General features: G+C 71.0%; 21 protein-coding genes and 2 tRNA genes. 5 read left to right on the top strand and 18 right to left on the bottom strand.

The annotated features are described in order from the left end of the window. Positions 1–32: 32 nt before the first annotated feature. Together ABT137_RS01020 and leuS are read right to left on the bottom strand one after the other, a co-directional pair. Positions 33–761: a hypothetical protein gene (locus tag ABT137_RS01020; RefSeq protein ID WP_351700347.1), complete on the bottom strand. Its 729-nt coding sequence runs from the start codon at positions 759–761 to the stop codon at positions 33–35. Between the two features lie 151 nt (positions 762–912). Continuing rightward, entirely contained in the window at positions 913–3,792 is a 2,880-nt protein-coding gene (gene leuS, locus ABT137_RS01015; RefSeq protein ID WP_351700344.1) for a leucine--tRNA ligase, read from the bottom strand. 426 nt (positions 3,793–4,218) lie between these two features. Between leuS and ABT137_RS01010 the strand changes: the two genes are divergently transcribed. Continuing rightward, a complete protein-coding gene (locus tag ABT137_RS01010; RefSeq protein ID WP_351700341.1) occupies positions 4,219–5,487 on the top strand; it encodes a cytochrome b/b6 domain-containing protein in 1,269 nt (422 codons plus the stop codon). Beyond that, positions 5,484–7,097, top strand: coding sequence for an NADH-ubiquinone oxidoreductase-F iron-sulfur binding region domain-containing protein (locus ABT137_RS01005; RefSeq protein ID WP_351700338.1), 1,614 nt, complete (start codon positions 5,484–5,486; stop codon positions 7,095–7,097). The genes ABT137_RS01010 and ABT137_RS01005 overlap by 4 nt, the downstream gene beginning before the upstream one ends. 179 nt (positions 7,098–7,276) lie before the next feature. On the opposite strand, the gene ABT137_RS01000 is transcribed toward ABT137_RS01005, so the two are convergent. Further along, a tRNA-Ala gene (locus ABT137_RS01000) sits at positions 7,277–7,349 on the bottom strand. A 113-nt stretch (positions 7,350–7,462) separates the two neighbouring features. Here ABT137_RS01000 and ABT137_RS00995 point away from each other — a divergent pair. Beyond that, positions 7,463–8,674 carry a glycosyltransferase 87 family protein gene (locus ABT137_RS00995; RefSeq protein ID WP_351700335.1) on the top strand — a complete coding sequence of 404 codons (1,212 nt, stop codon included), beginning with the start codon at positions 7,463–7,465 and terminating at the stop codon, positions 8,672–8,674. Here ABT137_RS00995 and ABT137_RS00990 read toward each other — a convergent pair. From ABT137_RS00990 to ABT137_RS00980, 3 genes are all read right to left on the bottom strand, one after another. After that, positions 8,653–8,886, bottom strand: coding sequence for a hypothetical protein (locus ABT137_RS00990; protein WP_006136074.1), 234 nt, complete (start codon positions 8,884–8,886; stop codon positions 8,653–8,655). The genes ABT137_RS00995 and ABT137_RS00990 overlap by 22 nt on opposite strands. A 3-nt stretch (positions 8,887–8,889) precedes the next feature. After that, positions 8,890–9,063 carry a hypothetical protein gene (locus tag ABT137_RS00985; protein WP_107408581.1) on the bottom strand — a complete coding sequence of 58 codons (174 nt, stop codon included), beginning with the start codon at positions 9,061–9,063 and terminating at the stop codon, positions 8,890–8,892. A gap of 68 nt (positions 9,064–9,131) precedes the next feature. Then, positions 9,132–10,601 carry an MFS transporter gene (locus tag ABT137_RS00980; RefSeq protein WP_351700332.1) on the bottom strand — a complete coding sequence of 490 codons (1,470 nt, stop codon included), beginning with the start codon at positions 10,599–10,601 and terminating at the stop codon, positions 9,132–9,134. 94 nt (positions 10,602–10,695) lie between these two features. Between ABT137_RS00980 and ABT137_RS00975 the strand changes: the two genes are divergently transcribed. Further along, complete coding sequence (locus ABT137_RS00975; RefSeq protein ID WP_351700330.1) at positions 10,696–11,637, top strand: helix-turn-helix transcriptional regulator; 942 nt, start codon at positions 10,696–10,698, stop codon at positions 11,635–11,637. A 61-nt stretch (positions 11,638–11,698) separates the two neighbouring features. On the opposite strand, the gene ABT137_RS00970 is transcribed toward ABT137_RS00975, so the two are convergent. The 7 genes from ABT137_RS00970 to ABT137_RS00940 all read right to left on the bottom strand — a co-directional run bounded on the left by ABT137_RS00970 (position 11,699) and on the right by ABT137_RS00940 (position 16,005). Then, positions 11,699–11,771, bottom strand: a tRNA-Ala gene (locus ABT137_RS00970). Between the two features lie 111 nt (positions 11,772–11,882). Continuing rightward, the gene (locus ABT137_RS00965) at positions 11,883–12,551 is read right to left on the bottom strand and encodes a histidine phosphatase family protein (protein ID WP_351700327.1); all 669 of its coding nucleotides are present in this window, start codon (positions 12,549–12,551) and stop codon (positions 11,883–11,885) included. Continuing rightward, positions 12,551–12,994, bottom strand: coding sequence for a ribosome silencing factor (rsfS, locus tag ABT137_RS00960; protein ID WP_351700324.1), 444 nt, complete (start codon positions 12,992–12,994; stop codon positions 12,551–12,553). The genes ABT137_RS00965 and rsfS overlap by 1 nt, the downstream gene beginning before the upstream one ends. Before the next feature lie 101 nt (positions 12,995–13,095). Further along, on the bottom strand, positions 13,096–14,796 hold the full coding sequence (locus ABT137_RS00955; protein WP_351700321.1) for an LCP family protein: 1,701 nt from the start codon (positions 14,794–14,796) through the stop codon (positions 13,096–13,098). Between the two features lie 16 nt (positions 14,797–14,812). Then, positions 14,813–15,496 (bottom strand): nicotinate-nucleotide adenylyltransferase, encoded by a 684-nt coding sequence (gene nadD, locus ABT137_RS00950; RefSeq protein ID WP_351700318.1) that lies wholly within the window; start codon positions 15,494–15,496, stop codon positions 14,813–14,815. A gap of 69 nt (positions 15,497–15,565) precedes the next feature. Continuing rightward, positions 15,566–15,733, bottom strand: a complete 168-nt coding sequence (locus ABT137_RS00945; protein WP_167450157.1) for a hypothetical protein — start codon at positions 15,731–15,733, stop codon at positions 15,566–15,568. A gap of 110 nt (positions 15,734–15,843) precedes the next feature. Next, positions 15,844–16,005, bottom strand: coding sequence for a hypothetical protein (locus ABT137_RS00940; protein ID WP_351700315.1), 162 nt, complete (start codon positions 16,003–16,005; stop codon positions 15,844–15,846). Between the two features lie 98 nt (positions 16,006–16,103). On the opposite strand from ABT137_RS00940, the gene ABT137_RS00935 reads away from it, so the two are divergent. Continuing rightward, positions 16,104–17,204: a M48 family metallopeptidase gene (locus tag ABT137_RS00935; protein WP_351701116.1), complete on the top strand. Its 1,101-nt coding sequence runs from the start codon at positions 16,104–16,106 to the stop codon at positions 17,202–17,204. 93 nt (positions 17,205–17,297) lie between these two features. On the opposite strand, the gene ABT137_RS00930 is transcribed toward ABT137_RS00935, so the two are convergent. The 5 genes from ABT137_RS00930 to proB all read right to left on the bottom strand — a co-directional run bounded on the left by ABT137_RS00930 (position 17,298) and on the right by proB (position 22,297). Continuing rightward, positions 17,298–18,368, bottom strand: coding sequence for an SCO2583 family membrane protein (locus ABT137_RS00930; RefSeq protein WP_351700313.1), 1,071 nt, complete (start codon positions 18,366–18,368; stop codon positions 17,298–17,300). A 100-nt stretch (positions 18,369–18,468) separates the two neighbouring features. Then, a complete protein-coding gene (locus ABT137_RS00925; RefSeq protein WP_351700311.1) occupies positions 18,469–19,053 on the bottom strand; it encodes an SCO2584 family spore wall biosynthesis protein in 585 nt (194 codons plus the stop codon). A gap of 150 nt (positions 19,054–19,203) precedes the next feature. Beyond that, positions 19,204–20,490 (bottom strand): glutamate-5-semialdehyde dehydrogenase, encoded by a 1,287-nt coding sequence (locus ABT137_RS00920; RefSeq protein ID WP_351700308.1) that lies wholly within the window; start codon positions 20,488–20,490, stop codon positions 19,204–19,206. Between the two features lie 127 nt (positions 20,491–20,617). Beyond that, positions 20,618–21,046 carry a DUF8830 family protein gene (locus ABT137_RS00915; protein WP_293995677.1) on the bottom strand — a complete coding sequence of 143 codons (429 nt, stop codon included), beginning with the start codon at positions 21,044–21,046 and terminating at the stop codon, positions 20,618–20,620. A 123-nt stretch (positions 21,047–21,169) separates the two neighbouring features. Next, positions 21,170–22,297 carry a glutamate 5-kinase gene (proB, locus tag ABT137_RS00910; protein WP_351700305.1) on the bottom strand — a complete coding sequence of 376 codons (1,128 nt, stop codon included), beginning with the start codon at positions 22,295–22,297 and terminating at the stop codon, positions 21,170–21,172. Positions 22,298–22,348 lie beyond the last annotated feature (51 nt).

Genomic DNA, 22,348 nt, shown 5'->3' with positions numbered 1-22,348 from the left:
GCCCCCGGCCGCCCGGACCGGGACCGGCCGGATCAAGTGGTGCTCTCCGGCCGGGGCTTCTTCTGCCAGGGGTACACACGAGGCCGGCCGGGCGGGGTGATCGCGGGCTGCACCGGCTCCTCGGCCGCGGCGGACCGGGGTTGCCCGGGCCAGGTCTGGCGGTCGTCGGGGCCGGCGGCGGCCTCGGGCCACGGCGGCGTCTGCGCGGCCGGGTCCGGCCGGGTCCAGTGCCGCAGGGCGTCCGCCTCGACGCCGATCTGGGTGCTCAAGGTGTCCAGGTCGTCGTCGGCGAAGCGGCGGGCCCGGTCGCGGGCCGCCCAGCGCAGCGCGTCCGCGGACTCGGTGATGCGCTCGGTGCGGCGGCGCAGCTCGGGCAGGCGGGTGGCGAGCGTGGCCCGGTCCGGTTCGGCCTCCAGGCGTCTGAGTTCGCCGTCCAGTTCGTACCCGTGCGCGCTGAGCCGCTGGAAGAGGCCGAGGGACTCCTTCAGCGACTCGTCCTCGGCGACGCCCGCGTGCAACGCGTCCTGGGTGGCCCGCATCGAGGTGCGCAGGGCGAGCCGGAGCTGGGCGATCTCGCCCGCCGGACCGATCTGGACCATGGACTTGGCGCGCAGCGTGTGTTCCTCGACCGTGCGCCGGGCCTGGGTGATCGTGCGGTCCACGCCACGCTTGGCGGCGCCGACCGCCTTGAAGGTGACGTACGCCCCACCGGCGACGAAGAGCAGGAAGAGCACGGCGAATACGGCGATCACGGTCTCCACGGTGCTCCTCCTCGCTGCCCACCACCCCGGCCGTCTCCGGGCACGGTGTGGGTGGCCGTGCTCCTCAACGGTAAACGCAAAGGGCAGGCCCGGAGTTCCGGAAGAACCCCGAACCTGCCCGTAAGGGACCACCCGGAGATGGCCGGCGATGTCACGCCGTGACGATGTTCACCAGCTTCGGCGCGCGGACGATCACCTTGCGGATCCCGGCGCCGCCCAGCGCCCTCACGACCAGCTCGTCGGCCAGCGCCGCCCTCTCCAGTTCCTCCTCGGAGATGGCCGGCGGCACCTCCAGGCGGGCCTTGACCTTGCCCTTGATCTGCACGACGCAGGTCACGGTCTCGTCGACGACGTAGTTCGGGTCGGCCACCGGGAAGTCCCGGTGCACGACCGAGTCGGTGTGGCCCAGCTTGCGCCACAGCTCCTCGGCGATGTGCGGGGCCAGCGGCGCGATCATCAGCACCAGCGGCTCGGCGACCGGACGGGGCACCGCGCCGCCCGCCTTCGTCAGGTGGTTGTTCAGCTCGGTGACCTTGGCGATGGCCGTGTTGAAGCGCAGCCCCTCCAGGTCCTGGCGTACGCCGTCGATCGCCTTGTGCAGGGCGCGCAGCGTCTCCTCGTCCGCCTCGGCGTCGGTCACGGTGACCTCGCCGGTGGCCTCGTCGACGATGTTGCGCCACAGCCGCTGCAGCAGCCGGAACTGGCCGACCACCGCGCGCGTGTCCCACGGCCGGGACACGTCCAGTGGACCCATCGCCATCTCGTACAGGCGCAGGGTGTCGGCGCCGTACTCGGCGCAGATCTCGTCCGGAGTCACCGCGTTCTTCAGGGACTTGCCCATCTTGCCCAGCAGGCGGGTGACCTTCTCGCGCTGGTAGTAGTACTCGCCGCCCAGTTCCTCGACCTCGGCGGCGGGCACCGGGAAGCCTCGGCCGTCGCGGTAGACGTAGGCCTGGATCATGCCCTGGTTGAACAGCTTGTGGAACGGCTCGGCGGACGAGACGTGCCCCAGGTCGTACAGGACCTTCGACCAGAACCGGGCGTACAGCAGGTGCAGCACGGCGTGCTCGGCGCCGCCGACGTACAGGTCGACACCGCCGTGCGGCATGCCCTCGCGCGGGCCCATCCAGTACTGCTCGATCTGCGGGTCGACCAGCTGCTCGCTGTTGTGCGGGTCCAGGTAGCGCAGTTCGTACCAGCAGGAACCGGCCCAGTTGGGCATGGTGTTGGTCTCGCGGCGGTACTTCTTCGGTCCGTCGCCCAGGTCCAGGGTGACGTTGACCCAGTCCTCGTTGCGCGACAGCGGCGTCTCGGGCTGGGTGTCGGCGTCCTCCGGGTCGAAGGTGCGCGGCGAGTAGTCCTCGACCTCGGGCAGTTCCAGCGGCAGCATCGAGTCGGGCAGCGCGTGGGCGACGCCGTCCTCGTCGTAGACGATCGGGAAGGGCTCGCCCCAGTAGCGCTGGCGGCTGAACAGCCAGTCGCGCAGCCGGAAGTTGACGGTGCCCTCGCCGATGCCCTTGCGGGCCAGCCACTCGGTGATGCGGGCCTTGGCCTCGGCGACCGGCAGGCCGTCCAGCCTGATGTCGTCGTTGGACGAGTTGATGATCTTCGCGTCGTACGAGCCGAAGGCGTCCTCCCACGTCGACGTGTCGGTGCCGCGGCCGTCGGTCGGCTCGACGATGCAGACGATCGGCAGCTCGAAGGCCCGCGCGAACTCGAAGTCGCGCTGGTCGCCCGCCGGTACGGCCATGATCGCGCCGGTGCCGTAGCCCATCAGTACGTAGTCGGCGATGAACACCGGGATCTTGTCGCCGTTGACCGGGTTGGTCGCGTACGCGCCGGTGAACACACCGGTCTTGTCCTTGGCCTCGGCCTGCCGCTCCACGTCGGACTTGGCGCCGGCCTGCGCGCGGTACGCGGCGACGGCGTCGGCGGGGGTGGCGTGGCCGCCGGTCCACACGCCGTGGGTGGCCTCGGGCCAGGCGTCCGGGACGAACCGGTCGACCAGCGGGTGCTCGGGTGCCAGCACCATGTAGGTCGCGCCGAACAGGGTGTCCGGGCGCGTGGTGAAGACGGTGATCTTCTCGCCGTCGATCGGGAAGTCGACGCGGGCGCCCTCGCTGCGGCCGATCCAGTTGCGCTGCTGCAGCTTGATGGCCTCGGGCCAGTCCAGCTCGTTCAGGTCGTCCAGCAGCCGGTCGGCGTAGGCGGTGATGCGCATGTTCCACTGGCGCAGCTTGGCCTTGAAGACGGGGAAGTTGCCGCGCTCGGAGCGGCCGTCGGCGGTGACCTCCTCGTTGGCCAGCACGGTGCCCAGGCCGGGGCACCAGTTGACCGGCGCCTCGGAGGCGTAGGCCAGGCGGAACTCGCCCAGGACGTCGCCACGCTCGGTCGCGGTCAGCTCGTTCCACGCGCGCGTGTGGCCCGGTACGGCACGGTCACCGGACTCGAACTGGGCGATCAGCTCGGAGATCGGGCGGGCCTTGTCCGCCTCGTCGTCGTACCAGGAGTTGAAGATCTGCAGGAAGATCCACTGGGTCCACTTGTAGTAGTCCGGGTCGATCGTGGCGAACGACCGGCGCTTGTCGTGGCCCAGGCCCAGCCGGCGCAGCTGGACCTTCATGTTCTCGATGTTGGCCTCGGTGGACACGCGCGGGTGCGTGCCGGTCTGCACGGCGTACTGCTCGGCGGGCAGGCCGAAGGCGTCGAAGCCCAGGGTGTGCAGGACGTTGTGGCCGTTCATCCGCTGGAAGCGGGCGAAGACGTCGGTGGCGATGTAGCCCAGGGGATGACCGACGTGCAGGCCCGCACCGGACGGGTACGGGAACATGTCCATGATGAACTTCTTGGGCCGGGCGACCACCCCGGGGTCGCCGGCCAGGTCACCGGTGGGGTTCGGCGCCGCGTAGGTGCCGTCGGCGTCCCAGAAGTCCTGCCAGCGTGCCTCGATCTCGGCCGCCAGGGCGGCCGTGTAGCGGTGCGGCGCGGCCTCCGCCGACGTGGCGGCGGCAGCGGGGTTCGTCTCGCTCATGATCCTCAAAGCTCCATCGGTCGTCTCTGCCAGCGACTGCGAACGTTCTAGAAACGAAAAATCCCCTCACACAGGAGGGGACGCCGCGCCGATGCCGACCAGCCGTTCGTCCGGCGGTCGGGACTGATCAGCGCGGCCCGCTAAGCAGAAGGCGTACGGCACGCATGGCGTCAGGGTACCGCAGCGCTTGAGCAAGCTGCGACGCGCTTGCGTATCAATGGTTGACACGTGTGTCTGAGGCGACCATCGGGACGAGAGTTGAACCAGGTTCAAAAATTACTTCGCGTAACGCCCGCTAAGGGACATCGCAAGGGCTGCATCGCTCTTTGATAACAACGCAATAACTCAAACCTCGTACTGATCGGTATGGCGCCACTTAGGCTGCGGCACCGGGACCGCTTTCCCGAACTGCTCGGAGTTGCCCCCATGAACCCTCGTCGTAGTAACAGCACGCTTCCCAAGCCAGGCCGTTCGGCCTGGGGGGTGGCGTCCGCTGTCGTCCTGTTGCTCATACCCGTGGTTGTGCTGACCGGAGGCAGCCAGTTCCAATCGTTCCTGAACTTCGGCGCGGGCGTGCTCTCGCTCGTCTCGCTGAGCTGCTCGGTGATCTGGGGTCTGATCGCACAGGACCGCATCTTCCTCAACACCCGCCAGCGCATCGTCGGCCAGGCGGTGCACCGGACGACCGCGGTCGCCTCGATCGCGTTCCTGCTGGTGCACATCGTCACGAAGATCGCACTGGATCACACCGTGGTGATCGCCGCGATCATTCCGTTCTCGCTCGGCATCACCGGAAGCGCCGGCCTGATCGGACTCGGTTCGCTGGCCGGACTGCTGATGATCTTCGTAGGCGTCACCGGCGCCCTGCGCAGCAACTTCGCCGCCCCGGCCGTCGTCGCGGCCCGCTGGCGGGCCATGCACATGCTGGCCTACCCGGCCTGGTGCGCCGCGCTGATCCACGGCCTGTACGCGGGCCGCGCGGCGAAGCCGTTCTTCATGATCTCGTACGACCTGTGCCTGGTCGGCGTGATGGCGGCGCTGGCGCTGCGCGCCGCCCCGCGCCCGTTCAAGCGGAGGGTCGCCGACCGTCTCGTCTCCGTCCTCGGCAGTTCGGAGCGGCCGGAGCTGGACGATCTGGACGCCAGCCGCGCCCGGGTGGGCGAGTCCGGGCTGCCGGGCTACGAGGCCATGCGTGAGCGCGAGCCGAGGCCGTCGCGCGCCGACGCCGCGGCCTCGCAGTCGAACCCGCTGTTCCCGTCCGGGGCGGCCGCCGCACCCGGCCCCGATCCGGCGTCCGGCTTCGCCGCCGCCTACCGGGCGACGGCCACGCCCGGCCAGCCCCAGTCGCCGTTCGCGGCCGGCCAGACGGCGCGCATGGAGCGCATGGACGGGCCGTCCAGCACCTCGGGCAGCTGGCCCATCCCGTCGCCGCCGCCGGTCGGCGAGGCCCCCCGGTCGGCGTACGACCCGATGCAGGACACCGGATACAACATCCCGGCCTATGGCAATCCGGGCGCCGGCGGCACGGGCGGACGTGATGTGTACGACACGGGTGAGACGAATGCCCGGTACGGGACGTACAACTCGAATGACACGTACAACAGCGGTCCCGCCAACGAACCACCGCCCGGTGCCTCCTTCGACGCCCCGGGTTCGGGCGAACCTTGGAACACGCCTTCCGGAGGCTATAGGTGAACGAGGCCCTGCCCGACGTCCCAGAAGTCCGCGTGGTCGGCCTTCCGCAACTCACGTCGGGCTTCGACCTTGTCGAAAGACTCGATCTGCCCATGCACCTCAAGGTGCACGGGCCGCTCGAGCCCTTGGGCGGGGAGCAGCTCGCGCAGCTCTCCGAACGCATCAACCTGAAGGGCCGCGGCGGCGCGGGCTTCCCCTTCCACAAGAAGCTGCGCTCGGTCGCCGAGGCCGCTATCAAGCGCGGCGTACGGCCGGTCGTCGTCGTCAACGGCAGTGAGGACGAGCCGGCCTGCCGCAAGGACACGGTGCTGATCAACCGTGCCCCGCATCTGATCCTGGACGGCGCGCTGCTGTGCGCCGAGGCGCTGGGTGCCCGCACGCTCGTGGTGGGGGTCACCCGGGAGTCCACACAGCGCTCCATGGAGCAGGCGCTCGCCGAGCGCGGCCTGAGCAACGGCCGGCGTTCGGCGTTGAAGGCGTTCGTCCAGCGCAACCCGGTCCGCATGGTCACCGGCGCCGCCGCGTCGCTGGTCCGCTCGATCGACGGCGGCCCCGCGATCCCCCCCGGCCGCAAGACCAGTGCCTCGCAGAACGGCGTCGGCGGCGCGCCCACGCTGCTGTCGAACGCGGAGACGTTCGCGCAGCTGGCGATCGCCGCCCGTATCGGCCCGGAGCGCTACGGCAACACCGGCCTGTACGACGAGCCGGGCACGGTCATGCTGACGGTCTCCGGCGCGGTCGCCCGCCCCATGGTGATCGAGGTCCCCACGGGTGTGCCGCTGCGTTACGTCCTGCAGCTGGCCGGCGCCCCGCCGGTGCCGCAGGGTGTGCTGACCGGCGGCTACCACGGGAAGTGGATCGACGCGGCCACGGTCAACGAGGCGATCGTCTCCCGCAACTCGCTCGACGCGGTGGGCGGTGCGCTGGGTGCCGGGGCCATCCTGCCGATCACGCAGGAGACCTGTCCGCTGGGCGAGTCGCTGCGGGTCGCCCAGTGGCTGGCGGAGGAGAGCGCGGGACAGTGCGGTCCCTGCTACCTGGGTCTGCCGGCGGCCGCGCGCGGCATGGAGGACATCCTCAACGGCGGCGGACCGGCCGCCCTGGAGGCGCTCAAGCAGGTCGCGAAGAACGTGAAGCGGCGCGGGGCGTGCTCGCACCCGGACGGCTCCGCGATGTTCCTCGAGTCGACGATCAAGGCCTTCACCGACGACCTCGCCGCGCACGTTCTCGGAAACGGCTGCGGACGGCCCGTGGAGGGCGTTCTGCCGCTCTTCGAGGACGGCAAGATGCCTACGGGCATCCCGGGCGGCGGAGAGCCCGAGGACAACGGCGGCGGCAGCCGGCAGAAGATCTACGTCGACTGGACGCTGTGCCGGGGCCACGGTCTGTGCGCGGACATCCTCCCGGAGGTCTTCGAACTGGGCGCGGACGGTTTCCCGACGGTCGCGCAGGCGAAGGTGCCCAGGTTCGCGGAGGCCAAGGCGCTGCGCGCGGTGCGCCGCTGCCCGGCGCTCGCCCTGCGCCTGGAGGAGGACACGCGCTCGCAGGCGCCGGCCAAGAACCTGCCGGTTCTCTCGCAGGGCCGCGGCCGCCGGGCACTGGGCCGCTGATCGCACCTTCACGCACGCGTGGGGCGGGTCACCCTGATCGGGTGGCCCGCCCCACGCGTGCGAGAGGAGTCCGCGGAGGAGTTCCCGCGGACAAGGTTTCCGCGTGCTTTCGGGACAACGACGACCGGGACAACGAGGAAGGCGGACCATCCGTTCGGATGATCCGCCTTCGACTTCTGTGGAGCTAAGGAGAATTGAACTCCTGACCTCCTGCATGCCATGCAGGCGCTCTACCAACTGAGCTATAGCCCCGCGTTTTGGTCCGCCCGGTTTCCCTGGCGGCGACGCCAACATTACACGGTCGACGGGGTGCACCACCAAATCGTTTCCGTTCTGTACGGATACGGAGGCTAGTGTCGGACTTTGTGACCGTGATCGCGTTCTCCGAGGCCCGGCGCCGGGTGCCGGTGGCCCTGGGGGCGTGTCTCCTGTCGTTCACGGCGTTCTGGGTCGCCCAGCGGGCCGCACACGTCTCGATGATCGACCTGATGGTCTACCGGGCGGAGGGGGCGACCGTCCGCGCGGGCGGCGATCTCTACGCGCTGCGTACGACGGCGGCCCATCTGCCGTCCACCTACCCTCCGTTCGCGGCGCTGCTGTTCATCCCGCTGACGCTGCTGGACGTCACGAGCATGCGCACCCTGGCGACGGCCGGGAACCTGGTCCTGCTGCTGGTGTTCGTCGGGCTGTCGATGCGGCTCGTCGGACACACACGCGTGGAGCACGTCCTGTGGGCCACGGCGGCAGCGGTGTGGTGTGAGCCGGTGTGGACGACCGTGCGCTACGGGCAGGTCAATCTGCTGCTGGCCGTGCTGGTGCTGTGGGATCTGTCACGTCGTCCCGCCGAACGTCCGGACCGCTGGGCGGGGGTGGGGGTCGGGCTCGCGGCGGCGGTCAAGCTGACCCCCGCCCTGTTCGCGGTGTTCCTGCTCGTCAGCGGCCTGGCCGCGCACCTCGCCGGACGGGACGGCGGCCCGTGGCTGCGGCACGCGCGCGGGGCGGCCGCCGTCTTCGCGGGGGCGACCCTGCTGGCGGCGGCCGTCCTGCCCTACGACTCGTGGCGGTTCTGGACCGGGATGGTGTTCCGGACGGGACGGGTGGGGCAGGCCGAGGAGACCGCGAATCAGGCCCTGCGCGGCGTTCTGGCGCGTCTGCTGCACACTCCCGACCCAGGAGCCCTGTGGGCCGCCGCGGCGGCCCTGACGGCCGTCCTGGGGCTCGCGGTGGCGGTGACGGCGGAGTTGCGCGGCCGGCGGGCCTGGGCGGTGGCCGTGTGCGCGGTGACCGCGCTGCTGATCAGCCCGGTGTCCTGGTCGCACCACTGGGTGTGGTGCGTGCCGGTGGTGCTGCTGCTGTGGACCCGCGGGCACCGAACGGTGGCCGCGGGCACCCTGCTGGTCTTCTGCTCGTACGCCCTGTGGTGGGTGCCACACGGGCACGGGCGGCCCGAACTGCACCAGAACGCCGTCGCCTTGACGCTGTCCGCGCTCTACACGGTCACCGGGGTGCTGTTCCTCGCGCTCGCCCGGACATCGTTGCCGAGGCCGGGCCCCGGTCAGGCCGTGACGAACGAATAGAACCGCTTGAGCGTGCAGTGCTCCTCGAGGAGCCGACCGTAGATCGGCTCGCCCTCCAGTTCACGGTAGGTCTCGATCGGGTCGCCCTTTATGATCAGCGCCCGCGCGCATTCCTCGCACCAGTACTGGTAGTCGGGGTTGATCGGCTCCATGTCGCGGACGATGGGGGTACCACTCCCACACCAGTCGCACTTCCGCCTGTGTGCACCCATCGATCAGCTCCAGCTGTGGCCGCAGGCCGTGCACACGTAGGAGATCCCGCCGTTGTCGCCGAGCACTTGGGCGACATGCGCGGAACCGCAGGAAGGGCAGAGCAGCCGGGTGATCGTGTCCCGTATCAACGCCGCACCGAGGAGGTGGCCGCCCTCCTCAAGGATGCTCGCAGGCATCGCTACTCCTCCCGTCGGGCCGCGCCCCCTTCCGGCCGTTTGATTCTGCCACGGCCGGACCAATACGGTCAGCGACGCCTCAGTACCAGTCCGGACACGGCGCCCGCGGCCGCCGTCGCGGCGAGCGCCCATCCGCAGGCTGACAGCGCCTCCGCAGAGGTATACGCCTGCGTGCCCCCAACTGACTCAAGCCGGTTCAAGAACAGTGTGCCGAACGCGGCGACGCCGACGAGCTGGCCGAGCTGGGTGACGGTCGCGAGGAGTCCGCTGGCGTCCGCGGCGTCCTCGGGGCGCACGGTTGCAAGCGCACCGGTGAGCGTCGGGCTGAACGCGAGCGCGAGCCCCGCGCCCACACCGGCGTACGCCACATAAAGCTGCGCGCCCCCGTCGCCGCCCCCGTGGAAGGCCAGCCCGACACCGGCCACGCCCAGGGCCGTGAGCACGAAGCCGGCCGGGGTCAGCGCCCGCTGCCAGGCGGCCGGCCACCTGCGCCAGGTGAGGGCGACCACCCCGAAGACGACGGCGGTCGGGGCGAAGGTGAGACCGGCGCGCAGCGCGCTGTAGCCGAGGCCGCTCTGGACGTGCAGGGTGAGGGTGAAGAGGAATCCGGCGTTGACGGCCATGACGGCCATGATGCGCAGGACGGCCAGGCCCATGCCGGGGTGGCGCAGCACCCGGGGTGCGACGATCGGGGCGCCGCCGCGCCGGGCCAGCCTCGCCTCGTACCCGCAGAACAGCGCGAACAGGAGCACGGCGGCGGCCAGGGACAGCCAGGACCACAGCGGCCAGTCCTCCTCCTGGCCGAGCACCAGCGGGACCGTGAGCAGCGACACGGCGGCCCCCAGCAGGACCAGGCCGGGCAGGTCCAGGCCGCGTGCCCGTTCGGGAGCGGATCCGGCGCCGGGCGGCAGGACCCGCCGGCCGAGGACGAGGAGTACGGCGCCGACCGGCACGTTGACGAGGAACACCGGCCGCCAGCCGGTGCCGAACAGGTCGGCGCTGACCAGGACGCCGCCGATGATCTGGCCGGCGGCGGCGCCGACCGCGAGGACCGCGGAGTAGGCGCCGAGCGCCCGTATGCGGGCCTCGCCGGTGAAGGCACGCTGGATGATGCTGAGGACCTGCGGGATCATCACCGCCGATCCGGCGCCCTGCACCAGCCGGAACACGATCAGCTCGGTGGCCCCCTGGGCCAGGCCGCAGGCGAGCGACGCCGTGGTGAACAGGGCGAGGCCGGCGAGGTGGACCCGGCCGTGGCCGAGCCGGTCGCCGAGCCGGGCACCGGTGATCAGCAGCACCGAGTAGGTGATGGCGTAGCCGGCCACGACCAGCTGCAAGTCGGCGCCGGAGGCGTGGAGTTCGGAACCCATGGTGGGGGCCGCGACGTTCACGATGAAGACGTCCAGCACGGCCATGAACAGGGCCGCGAGGACGACCGCGAGGAGCAGCCGGGGCCGGTTGTCAGTGCCGGGTGCTTCACTTTTCGCAGGGGTCGGAGCGGGTGCGGGACCTGGTCCCGTCCGGGATGTCGTCGTCATGCGACCGAGCGTGGCGGCGGGCCAGTACGGGTGCCGAGAGCCCGCCGATGCTGGTACTGGCAGCACCTGGCAGCCGGCGGGGACTGCGCCCACGATGGATGACGTGACGACGGGGGACGGGACGATGGCGACGACAGCACACCGCCGCAGGCCGGAGCTGGCCGCGTTCCTGCGCAGCAGGCGGGCCCGGGTGCAGCCGGCGGACGTCGGGATGCCGCCGGGACTGCGGCGGCGCACGCCCGGGCTGCGCCGGGAGGAGGTCGCCCAGCTCTCGGGTGTGGGCGTGACCTGGTACACGTGGCTGGAGCAGGGCCGGCCGATCAACGCGTCGGCGCAGGTGCTGGACGCGGTGGCGCGGACCCTGATGCTGGACCTGCCGGAGCGGGAGCATCTGTACCGGCTGGCGGAGGTGCCGTTCGCCCCGGTGCCGGAGGGGCTGTCCCGGTCGGTCGGCGTGGAGGTGCAGGGCATCATCGACGCGCTCGACCCGCTGATGGCGGTGGTGTACACCTCGCGCTACGACGTGCTGGCCGCCAACGCCGCCTACCGGGACCTGTTCCTGGTGCCGGAGACGGTGCGGATCGGCGTGCCGAACGTGCTGTGGACGCTGTTCACGGTCCCGGAGGAGACCAGCCCGGTGGTGCACCTGCAGCGTGAACTGCCGGTGATGGTGGCGACCCTGCGTTCCTCCTACGGCAGACATGTCGGCGAGCCGGCCTGGGAGGACTTCATACGGGCGCTGTCCCAGGCCAGTCCGCACTTCGCCCGGTTGTGGGCGAGCGGGGCGGTGGCGCAGCCGGGGCCGCGGGTGAAGACGTTCCGTCATGAGGCGGTGGGCAAGCTGCGGATGACGTCGCAGTCGCTGTCGATCGACGGGATGCCGGAGGCGCGGATCGTGGTCTACACGCCGGAGGACGAACGGACGCGGGAGCGGGTGGCGTTGCTGCGGGAGCGCAGGCAGCGGCTGTGGCCGGTGACGGAGGAAGAGGCCACCGAGATCCTCCGGGAGTGGAACACAAGAAATCCCGCCCTCTGAAGAGGACGGGATTCTCATCACCGATCTTTGACAACTCGACAGTGTGCGGAGTGTCAATCTGTGGAGCTAAGGAGAATTGAACTCCTGACCTCCTGCATGCCATGCAGGCGCTCTACCAACTGAGCTATAGCCCCGTGCGTTCTTCCCGTCTTTCCGCTCGGCGGGGTGAACAAGAAGAACTTTAGCCTGCGACCTGCCGGAAAGTGAAATCCGGGTCCCGGCGAGGGCGGGCGGCCGGCGGATCCTCAGTCGTCGTCGCCGAGGACGGGCTCCGGGAGGGTGCCGGCGTTGTGTTCCAGGAGCCGCCAGCCGCGGGCGCCTTCGCCGAGCACGGACCAGCAGCAGTTGGTGAGACCGCCGAGGCTCTCCCAGTGCTGGGACTCCAGGCCGAGGAGGCGGCCGATGGTGGTGCGGATGGTGCCGCCGTGGCTGACGACCACGAGGGTGCCGTCCTCGGGGAGCTTCTCGGCGTGCCGGAGCACGACGGGAGCGGCCCGGTCGGCGACCTCGGTCTCCAGTTCGCCGCCGCCGCGGCGGACCGGCTCGCCGCGCTTCCAGGCGGCGTACTCGTCGCCGTGGCGGGCGATGATCTCCTCGTGGGTGAGTCCCTGCCACACGCCCGCGTAGGTCTCCCGCAGTCCCTCGTCGCGGATCACGTCGAGGCCGGTGAGAGCGGCGAGCTGGGCGGCCGTGTTGGCGGCCCGCCGCAGGTCGGAGGAGACGATCGTGTCCGGGCCGAGGGAGGCGAGCAGGCGGGCCGCGCGGCGGGCCTGGCCGATGCCGGTCTCGGTGAGCTCGACGTCGGTGGAGCCCTGGAAGCGGCGCTCCACGTTCCAGGCGGTCTGGCCGTGCCGCCACAGGATGATGCGGCGGCCGCGGCCCCTGTTGTCGGTCACCTCGCCCGTGGCGCTCATCACCAGTCCCCGCCCGGCTCGCCGGCGTCCTCGGCGGCCTGCATTTTGGCGTGCTCCGCCGCCTTGCCGCGGGTGGCCTTGGCGTCGGCGGGCAGCTCGATCTCGGGGCAGTCCTTCCACAGCCGTTCCAGGGCGTAGAAGACGCGCTCCTCGCTGTGCTGGACGTGGACGACGATGTCGACGTAGTCGAGCAGGATCCAGCGGGACTCGCGGTCGCCCTCGCGGCGCACCGGCTTGACACCGAGTTCTTTCTGGAGGCGTTCCTCGATCTCGTCGACGATCGACTTGACCTGGCGGTCGTTGGGCGCGGAGGCCAGCAGGAAGGCGTCCGTGATCGAGAGGACGTCGCTGACGTCATATGCGATGACGTCGTGGGCGAGCTTGTCGGCGGCCGCCTGGGCGGCGGCGGTGATGAGCTCGATGGAACGGTCGGTTGCGGTCACTGCGTGGCTTTCCGTCGGCGGTCGTTTGCCCTCAAGGGTCTCACGGACCGCCGGGCGCACCCCACGTGATTACCGGGTCACGTGGGGTGCGGCGGGCCGCCTCAGGAGGAGGACGGCTTGTAGTCCTGGCCGAGGACGACCGAGACGTCCGCGCCGGAGCCGACGGTGCCCTTCCGGACGGCGCCGGTGCCGAGGCCGAGGGTCTTGGCGACCTCGGTGGCGTTCTCCTTGTCGGCGGCGTCGGAGTACAGCACCTTGGAGGTGGCCTGGGTGCCGGAGGCCGTGCCACCTTCCAGGAAGGTGTAGCCGCCGTTGACGAGGACCACGCGGGCCTTCTCGGTGTCGTCCTTGACGCCAGTGGCGTTCTGGACGGAGACGCGCACCGCGGATCCCGCCGACGGGCTCTTGGCGGTGCCGCCGAGGATGTCCTTGACGACGCTGGAGCTTGTCTCGGCGCTGAGGGTGCCGTCGCTCTGGACCGGCAGCAGGGCGGTCTTGTAGTCGCCGTCCTTGGCGAGGTCGGCGAGCTTGGCGAGGAAGGTGCCGAGGTCCTTGTCGGTGAGGGACGGGTCGAGGATCTGGGCGAGGGTCTGCACGGTGGTCGTCGCGGCGGAGGCGTCCGAGGACAGCTTGCGCAGCACGCCCTGCATGACCTGCCCGAACCGCTCCAGCTGGGCGTTCTGGGCCTCGCCCGAGGCGCGGTAGGTGGCATAGGCGACGGCGGCCTTGCCCCCGAGGGTCTGGCCCTTGCCCTGGTTGACCAGGGGTTCCTCGCCCTTCTTCTTGGCGTCCGGGGCGGGGACGTCGGCGTTGGTGTCGATGTCGATGTTGCCGACGAGATCGACGAGGTTCTGCAGGTAGGGGGTGTCGAGGCGCCAGGTGCCCTCGATGCTGGTGCCCAGGACGGTGTCGAGCTGGTCACGGGTGCCGGAGGAGCCGTCGTCGTCGACGGACTTGGCGAGGGTCGTGGTGGTGCCGTCGTCGTCGCTGAGGGCGAGGGAGTTGGGCAGCAGGACGGTGCTGCCCTGCTTGATGGTGGTGTTGTCGACGAGCAGCACGGTCGAGGTGCCGCCGCCACCGGTGTTGTGCAGGTGGACGACGACCACGTCGCGTTTCTGGGCGGCCGCCGAGGTCGTCGTGCCGCCCTTGGCGGCGGAGGAGGACAGGCCGGGGATCTTTCCGGCGTACCAGAGGTAGCCGACGCCGCCGACGGCGACCAGGGCGAGGACGACGACCAGGGCGATCATCCGGCTGCGGGCGCGGCGCTTGGCCTCCTCGCGGCGCTCGGTGCGGTTCTCGGTGAAGTTCAGCCAGTCGATGACGTCCTCGGAGTCACCGTCGGGCTGTTCGACGAACGCGAACTGGCCGGTGTGGTAGTCCCGTTCGTCGTCGTCCTGCCGGGGAACGGCGGCGTGGTCGGCCGGTCCGGCCTGCTGCGGGATGTGCGCGGTCTGCTCGGCGACCCGGGGCTGCCGGCCGCTGGTGGCCGCCTGCCCGTAGGGGTCGTAGGCGGCGTGGCCGCCGGTGCCGTACGGGTCGTACGCGGGCATGGCCGGCTGCCGGCCGGTGTCGTGGACGGGGGCTTGCTGCCCGGTGTCGTACGAGGGCGCGGCCTGCTGCCCTCCAGCGCCGCCGGCGTACGGGTCGTAGCCGTAGCCCTGCCCCTGCCCCTGGCCCGCGTAGGGGTCGTACGTCTGCTGCTGTTGTGCCGGGATCTGGCGGTACACCGGCTGCCCGTACTCGTCGTAGCCGACGAGTTCGTACTGGTCGCTTCCGTAGCCCGCGTCGTATCGGTCGTTCACCGGTGCCCCTCTCGGCTCACTCGCCGCGGTACAGCTCGCGCTTGTCGATGTAGCGCACGACTCCGTCCGGCACCATGTACCAGATGGGGTCGCCCTTGGCGACTCTCGCACGGCAGTCTGTGGAGGAGATGGCGAGCGCGGGAACCTCTACCAGCGAGACGCCGCCCTCCGGAAGACCGCGGTCGGTCAGCTGGTGGCCTGGCCGGGTGCAGCCGATGAAGTGGGCCAGGGAGAAGAGTTCTTCCGAGTCCCGCCAGGTGAGGATCTGGCCGAGCGCGTCGGCGCCGGTGATGAAGAACAGGTCGGTGTCGGGGTTGAGGGCGCGCAGGTCGCGCAGGGTGTCGACGGTGTAGGTGGGGCCGCCGCGGTCGATGTCGATACGGCTGACGGAGAACTGCGGGTTCTCCGCGGTCGCGATGACCGTCATCAGGTAGCGGTCCTCGGCCGGCGAGACGGCGCGCGAGGTCTTCTGCCACGGCTGCCCGGTGGGCACGAAGACCACCTCGTCGAGATGGAACTGGGCGGCGACCTCGCTGGCCGCCACGAGGTGCCCGTGGTGGATCGGGTCGAACGTTCCGCCCATGACACCGAGGCGGCGTTTGCCGGTGTGCGCGGGGCCCGCCGGCGTGTACCGCGGCCGTGTCGCCATGTCGTCGGCCTCGTCAGTTGCCGGACCGGTAGGCATGTCCTGCTCTCCCATGCGTGCAGACCCTACCGGCCCGGCCCGCGGGCCCCGCCCGGAGGACCGGTGCCGGGCTCGGTGTCCGGCTCAGCGGTCGCGGTTGAAGCGGGTGGTGATCCACAGCAGAAGCAGCAGGATGACGAAGGCGCTGCCGCCGGTGACGGCCGGGTTGAGGCTGTTGTGGTTGCCGCCGTGCTCCTCGCCCTCTGCGGCGAGGGTGACCAACTGGGCAGCGGCGCTGTGGAGATTCATCATCTGCGGCAGGACCTATCGCGTGTGGACGGGATAAAGATGTCGGCTCATCGTATGCGGGTGCCCCGGCGGCGATCACGCCGACTCCTCCATCGGGGAACGAACCCGGCGGCTCAGTCGTCCTTCTGTTTGTACCCGCGCAGCAGGAACCAGGCGGTCAGTGCGCAGCCGACGAACATGACGACGATGACGACCCGGAGCAGGTCGCCCGAGCCCTGTTGCTGGGCGGCGCTCGCGGCCTGGGTGAGCCAGGCGGCCGGGGGGTGGTGCTCCATGAGGACTCCTTCGGCTGTACTGCCCGCCCACGGTATCTCCGCCTAGGCTGGGCCCTGCCCCGGGGGCACGGCAGACACTCACGCACATGGGGGATGACATGTCCGACGACGGCCACGAGCAGAACGGGCACGAGCACGTGCCGAGCAGGCAGCGCAGGCGGTTCCCGGAGATCTCCTCGCGTGCGTACGAGCATCCGGCGGACCGTTCGGCGCTGGTGGCGCTGCGCAAGCTCAGCGGCTTCGACACGGTCTTCAAGGCGCTCAGCGGGCTGCTTCCGGAGCGGAGCCTCAGGCTGCTGTTCCTGTCCGACTCCGTCCGGGTGTCCGACCAGCAGTTCACCCACCTGAACGACATGCTGCGGGACGCCTGTCACATCCTGGACCTGGAGAAGGTCCCGCCGATGTACGTGACGCAGGATCCGCAGCCGAACGCGATGTGCATCGGCCTGGACGAGCCGATCATCGTGGTGACCACGGGTCTGGTGGAACTCCTCGACGAGGAGGAGATGCGGGCGGTCGTCGGCCACGAGGTGGGACACGCGCTGTCCGGGCACTCGGTGTACCGGACGATCCTGCTGTTCCTGACCAACCTCGCGCTCAAGGTCGCCTGGATCCCGCTGGGCAACCTGGCGATCCTGGCGATCGTGACGGCCCTGCGGGAGTGGTTCCGCAAGTCGGAGCTGTCCGCCGACCGGGCCGGGCTGCTGGTGGGCCAGGATCTGCGGGCCTCGATGCGCGGGCTGATGAAGATCGCGGGCGGCAACCACCTGCACGAGATGAACGTGGACGCGTTCCTGCAGCAGGCCGAGGAGTACGAGGCGGGCGGCGACCTGCGCGACTCGGTCCTGAAGATCCTGAACGTGCTGCCGCGCTCGCACCCCTTCACCACGGTCCGCGCGGCCGAGCTGAAGAAGTGGGCCGAGTCCCGTGACTACCAGCGGATCATGGACGGTCACTACCCGCGGCGCACCGAGGACAGGGACACCTCGGTCGGCGACTCGTTCAAGGAGTCCGCGGCGAGCTACGCCAGTGACGTGAAGGCCTCCAAGGACCCACTGATGAAGCTGGTCACGGACATCGCGGGCGGGGCCGGGGGCCTGGGTGGCCGGGTGAAGCGCGGCTTCGACGGGTTCACGAGCGCGCCCCCGCCGAAGGACGCACCGCCCCGGGACACTCCCCCGGAGGGCGGCGAGGCGTAGAGCCGGGGGCCCGCCACCTCGTCGGCGGGGGTCTGCCCTGTCGTCGAATTTCCGGCTCGGCCGCTCGCTCGGACCCTCGGCTCGGCCGCTCGCTCAGACCTTCGGTTCGGCCGCGGTGGCCAGCGTCCCGCACAGGGCGGTGGCGCTGTCCGTGGCGAACGGGTTCGTGCCCGCGGGGCCGCCCGCCTTGGCCGTCTGGCCGGCCAGCAGGGGGTGCAGGTGGTCGGCGGCGTCATCGGCGCAGGACAGGGGGCCCGCCTGGACGTAGGACACGACCAGCTGGGTCTGGTGCAGGCGTAGGTCGTCGCGGTCGAAGCGGAAGGTCAGCTGGCGGCGCACGGTGAACAGGGAGGCCTGGGCGCCGGCCCGGGCGCCGGTGGGCCGCAGCGCGTAGACGAAGGTGTGGTCGGCGGTGACCTCCAGGGTGGCCGGGTCGGTCTCGGTGGCCGTCAGGTTGCCCTGGACGCGGATCCTCGGGTCGGCGAGTTCAGTGCGGGTGGGGTCGAAGCGGACCAGCCATCCGGTGGGGGCGTGCCGGCCGTCCGCCGCGGGGTGGTCGACGCTCTGGTCGAACTGGTCGAGCTGACCGGGGTCGAGCAGCGCCCGCGCGGGCCGCACCTCGCTGCTGTCGAGGACCTCGGGGTAGAGCGAGGACCGGACGAGGTAGTCCTTGGCCGTGGTCAGGGCGGTGACGACCTGGCTGTCGGAGAAGTGCGCGGTGCTCCGGGCGGCCGGCAGCGGTATCCCCTCGGCGCCGACCTCGTACTGCGCGGCCGGGCTGTGCGCGAACAGCGTCTCGGCGTCGGCGGCGCCGGGCACCCTGGCCTGCGGGGAGAGCGGGATGACGGTCATCCGCAGAGGTTCGACGGGCGGCTGGGCCTCGTCGGTGCCGTAGGGGTGGCGGACGCCCATGTAGATCGCGGTGCCGAAGGCTACGAGGATCAGCACGACGAGGATCAGGGCCTGCCGGGTGAGGCCGCGGCGCAGGGGCGGGCGGCGGCGTACGGCGGGCGCGTGGTCGGTCATGCGTTCGCGTGCGGAGGACTCCTGGAGGCGGGCAGCGCGGACGAACGATTCGTCGAAGACGACGGATCGGTACTCGTCCTCGCCACCCACGGGGCCGCCCTCGGGTGTCCCCTCAGGTGGGTCTCCTGGCCCGCCCATACTCTCAGAGTAGGTCTCGGGAGCCTCAGGTAAACGCCCTGCTACGCGACAACTTCTGACAGGTTCTCACCAGGACTGCCACCAGGGCGGCCGCGGACGGTCAGGGGGTGCGCGGGACCACGGAGACCGCCGGCTTGGCGGACTGGGAGTAGTCGGCGGACACGGAGGGTGCCGCCGCGGTGCCCTGTTCCTGGCCGGTGGAGGGGGGCCTGGGCACCTGGTCGCGGCTGCCGCCCGAGGAGGCGCTGCGGTAGACCGCGGCGAAGGCGAGCGCGACCATGCCGATGCCCATGACGAGGGCGAGCACCCAGGCGACCGGACGGTGCCAGCGGACGTGTTTGCCGTAGGTCCCGGCGGCGCCGTACCGGTCCTCGAGTACGTCGGTGTCGTCCAGGTCGTCGAGTTCGCCGGCGTGCCCGAACTCGGGGCCGTCGGGGCCGTAGCCGTCGTCGTAGCGCTCGCCTCTGGTGTGGGCGCGGCGGGCCTCGGCCTCGGAGGCCTCGGCTCTGGCCTGGGCGGCGGCAAGGAGGCGTTCGACGGCGGTCGGCTCGTGAACCACGGCCGCCTTCACGAAGGCCTCGTCGAAGACCACGGAGTCGAACTCTTCGTCCGACTTTCCGTGGTCATGGTCGTCGTCGGGCTCCCAGCCGTCAGGGAACGGCGTGCCCCCCACGTCCTCCGGCACGGATCCAGAGTAGACCTGGGGGGTCAATTTGGGCAGACCGTATGGAAATTCATAGGCCCGCTGAGACGCCTCTCACGCCGACCCGGTGTCGCGTACGCCCTGCCGCGCACCCGCACGCCGTACGGAGTGCGCGGTTGGGCCGTACGGATGTCAGCGGCGGATGTGGCCGTCGCCGGTGACGATGTACTTGGTGCTGGTCAGCTCCGGCAGGCCCATGGGGCCGCGGGCGTGCAGCTTCTGGGTGGAGATGCCGATCTCGGCGCCGAAGCCGAACTGGCCGCCGTCGGTGAAACGGGTGGAGGCGTTCACGGCGACCGTGGTCGAGTCGACCAGTTGGGTGAAGCGGCGGGCGGCCTGCTGCGAGGTGGTGACGATGGCCTCGGTGTGCCCGGAGGTCCACAGCCGGATGTGCTCGACGGCCCGGTCGAGGGAGTCGACGACGGCGGCGGCGATGTCGTACGACAGGTACTCGGTCTCCCAGTCCTCCGGGACCGCCTCGACGACGGTCGCCTTGGAGTCCTCGGCGTAGGCGAGGACGCGTTCGTCGGCGTGCACGGTGACGCCGGCCTCGGCGAGGGCGTCCAGGGCGCGCGGCAGGAACTCGGCGGCGATGTCCTGGTGGACGAGGAGGGTCTCGGCTGCGTTGCAGACGCTGACCCGCTGCGCCTTGGAGTTGATCAGGATGTCGACGGCCATGTCGATGTCGGCGTGGGCGTCGACGTAGACGTGGCAGTTGCCGGTGCCGGTCTCGATGACCGGGACCTTGGACTCCATGACGACGGTCTGGATGAGGGAGGCGCCGCCGCGCGGGATGAGGACGTCGACGAGGCCGCGGGCGCGCATCAGCTCGTGGACGGACTCGCGGCCCTCACCGGGCACCAGCTGGACGGCGTCGGCGGGCAGCCCGGCACCGCCGACGGCGTCGCGCAGGACGCGGACGAGGGCGGTGTTGGACGCGTGGGCGGAGGCGGAACCACGCAGCAGGACCGCGTTGCCGGACTTCAGGCAGAGGGCGGCGGCGTCGACGGTGACGTTCGGGCGGGCCTCGTAGATGATGCCGACGACGCCGAGCGGGACGCGGACCTGGCGCAGGTCGATCCCGTTGGGGAGAGTGGAGCCGCGGACGACCTCGCCGACCGGGTCGGGCAGCTTCGCCACGTCGCGGACGTCGGAGGCGATGGCGCGGACCCGCTCCGGGGTGAGAGTGAGGCGGTCGACGATCGCCTCGCTGGTGCCGTTCTCGCGGGCCTTGGCGATGTCCTTGGCGTTGGCCTCGACGATCTCGCTGGTACGGACCTCCAGGGCGTCCGCTACGGCGAGCAGCGCGTCGTCCTTCACGGCCCGCGGGAGCGGCGCGAGGTCGGCGGCGGCGGCCTTGGCGCGGTAGGCGGCCCGGGTGACCGGGGACATGGAGTCGTACGGCGAGAGCGTGGTCATGAGGGAAGGGTAGTGCGCCCCGGCCGGCCGTCCACGCGTCATCCCACACCGCGAGACGTGGATCAAAACGGGTGAATACCGGCCGTCGGCAGAGGCCGCGCCGGAAGGGTCAGCGGGTTCAGACGGGTCAGAAGGGGTGGATGCCGACCGGTGTCGCGGGCGGCGGGCCGTAGCCCTCGGCGACGCGCTGGTGATAGGTGGCGCGGTCGATGACCTCGAGACCGACGATCTCCCAGGCCGGCAGACCGGCGGTCTGGCGGTGCTCGCCCCACAGGCGCAGGGCGACGGCGGCCGCGTCGTGGAGGTCGCGGGCCTCTTCCCAGTAGCGGATCTCGGCGTGGTCGCAGGCGTAGCGGCTGGTGAGGAGGAAGGGGTGGTCGTGGGCCAGCTGTTCGAGTCCGCGGCGCAGTTCCGGCAGGGGGACCTCGGCACCGCAGACGCTGAGGGTGACGTGCCACAGGCGGGGCAGGTCCTTCGGCTCCTCGTAGGTGTCCCCGGCCGCGACGCTCGTCAGAGCACCGCGGGAGGCCGCAGCCCCAGGGCGCACTCGTCTCACGACGGCCTCCTTCAGCTGTGCTCGTGCGGAACGCGGTCCTGAGACAAAGTTGAGCAGGCCGCAAGGGTTCGTGTGGCGGTTTTACGGAACGTCCCCCACCGGGGTCCGTCGTTACGCCCCGTTTTACGGGTGCAGGATCACCAGGTCGTCCCTGTGTACGACCTCACGTTCGTACGCCGGGCCCAGCTCGCGAGCCAGCTCCCTGGTCGAACGCCCGATCAGCTGGGGAATCTCCTTGGCGTCGAAACTGACGAGCCCGCGGGCCACCGCGCGACCCTCGGTGTCGCGCAGCTCGACCGGGTCTCCGGCGCCGAACTCGCCCTCCACCGCGGCGATCCCGGCCGGCAGCAGCGACTTGCGGCCTTCGACGATCGCGCGGACGGCGCCGTCGTCGAGGGTGAGCGAGCCCTGCGGGGTGGAGGCGTGCTGGAGCCACAGGAGGCGGTCTGCGGACCGTTTGCCGGTGGGGTGGAAGTAGGTGCCGGTGTCACTGCCCGAGAGCGCGTCGGCGGCGTGCACGGCGCTCGCGAGGACCACCGGGATGCCCGCCGCGGCGGCGATCCGGGCGGCCTCCACCTTGGTGACCATCCCGCCGGTGCCGACGCCCGCCTTCCCGGCGCTGCCGATCTCGACACCCGCGAGGTCCTCGGGCCCCGTCACCTCCGCTATCCGCGAGGTGCCGGGTTTGCCGGGGTCGCCGTCGTAGACGCCGTCGACGTCGGAGAGGAGGACCAGCAGGTCGGCGTGGACGAGGTGGGCGACGAGTGCGGCGAGGCGGTCGTTGTCGCCGAAGCGGATCTCGTCGGTGGCGACGGTGTCGTTCTCGTTGACGACCGGCAGCGCACCCATCGCGAGCAGCTTGTCGAGGGTGCGGGAGGCGTTGCGGTGGTGGGCGCGGCGGCTCATGTCGTCGGAGGTGAGCAGGACCTGTCCGACGCGGACGGCGTAGCGGGCGAAGGAGGCGGTGTAGCGGGCGACGAGCAGGCCCTGGCCGACGCTGGCGGCGGCCTGCTGGCGGGCCAGGTCCCGTGGGCGGCGGCGCAGGCCGAGCGGGGCGAGTCCGGCGGCGATGGCGCCGGAGGAGACGAGGACGATCTCCCTCTCCCCGCCGCTGCGGCTCTTGGCGAGGGCGTCGACGAGCGCGTCGACACGGTCGGCGTCCAGGCCGCCGGAGGCGGTGGTCAGCGAGGAGGAACCCACCTTGACGACGATCCTGCGGGCCTCGCCGACGGCCTGCCTAGCCCTTGCCACGTCCTGTCCCCACTTCCTTGCGCCTGGCAGCAATCTACGCGAAGGGGACCC

Origin of the sequence: Streptomyces sp. NPDC001980, from assembly GCF_040296885.1 — a bacterium.
GTDB lineage: Bacteria > Actinomycetota > Actinomycetes > Streptomycetales > Streptomycetaceae > Streptomyces.
Note: the sequence above shows the minus strand (reverse complement) of the source record. Positions and strands in the feature narration are given on the sequence as shown.

Bases quoted from the DNA above. Each gene is read 5' to 3' on its own strand.
- ABT137_RS01010 (WP_351700341.1), top strand. From the start codon at position 4,219: ATGAACCCTCGTCGTAGTAACAGCACGCTTCCCAAGCCAGGCCGTTCG.
- ABT137_RS00930 (WP_351700313.1), bottom strand. From the start codon at position 18,368: ATGGGCGGGCCAGGAGACCCACCTGAGGGGACACCCGAGGGCGGCCCC.
- ABT137_RS00975 (WP_351700330.1), top strand. From the start codon at position 10,696: ATGGATGACGTGACGACGGGGGACGGGACGATGGCGACGACAGCACAC.
- ABT137_RS00935 (WP_351701116.1), top strand. From the start codon at position 16,104: ATGTCCGACGACGGCCACGAGCAGAACGGGCACGAGCACGTGCCGAGC.
- ABT137_RS00920 (WP_351700308.1), bottom strand. From the start codon at position 20,490: ATGACCACGCTCTCGCCGTACGACTCCATGTCCCCGGTCACCCGGGCC.
- ABT137_RS00940 (WP_351700315.1), bottom strand. From the start codon at position 16,005: ATGGAGCACCACCCCCCGGCCGCCTGGCTCACCCAGGCCGCGAGCGCC.
- ABT137_RS00985 (WP_107408581.1), bottom strand. From the start codon at position 9,063: ATGCCTGCGAGCATCCTTGAGGAGGGCGGCCACCTCCTCGGTGCGGCG.
- ABT137_RS00945 (WP_167450157.1), bottom strand. From the start codon at position 15,733: ATGATGAATCTCCACAGCGCCGCTGCCCAGTTGGTCACCCTCGCCGCA.
- nadD (WP_351700318.1), bottom strand. From the start codon at position 15,496: ATGGGAGAGCAGGACATGCCTACCGGTCCGGCAACTGACGAGGCCGAC.
- ABT137_RS00990 (WP_006136074.1), bottom strand. From the start codon at position 8,886: ATGGGTGCACACAGGCGGAAGTGCGACTGGTGTGGGAGTGGTACCCCC.
- ABT137_RS00980 (WP_351700332.1), bottom strand. From the start codon at position 10,601: ATGACGACGACATCCCGGACGGGACCAGGTCCCGCACCCGCTCCGACC.
- leuS (WP_351700344.1), bottom strand. From the start codon at position 3,792: ATGAGCGAGACGAACCCCGCTGCCGCCGCCACGTCGGCGGAGGCCGCG.
- ABT137_RS00965 (WP_351700327.1), bottom strand. From the start codon at position 12,551: ATGAGCGCCACGGGCGAGGTGACCGACAACAGGGGCCGCGGCCGCCGC.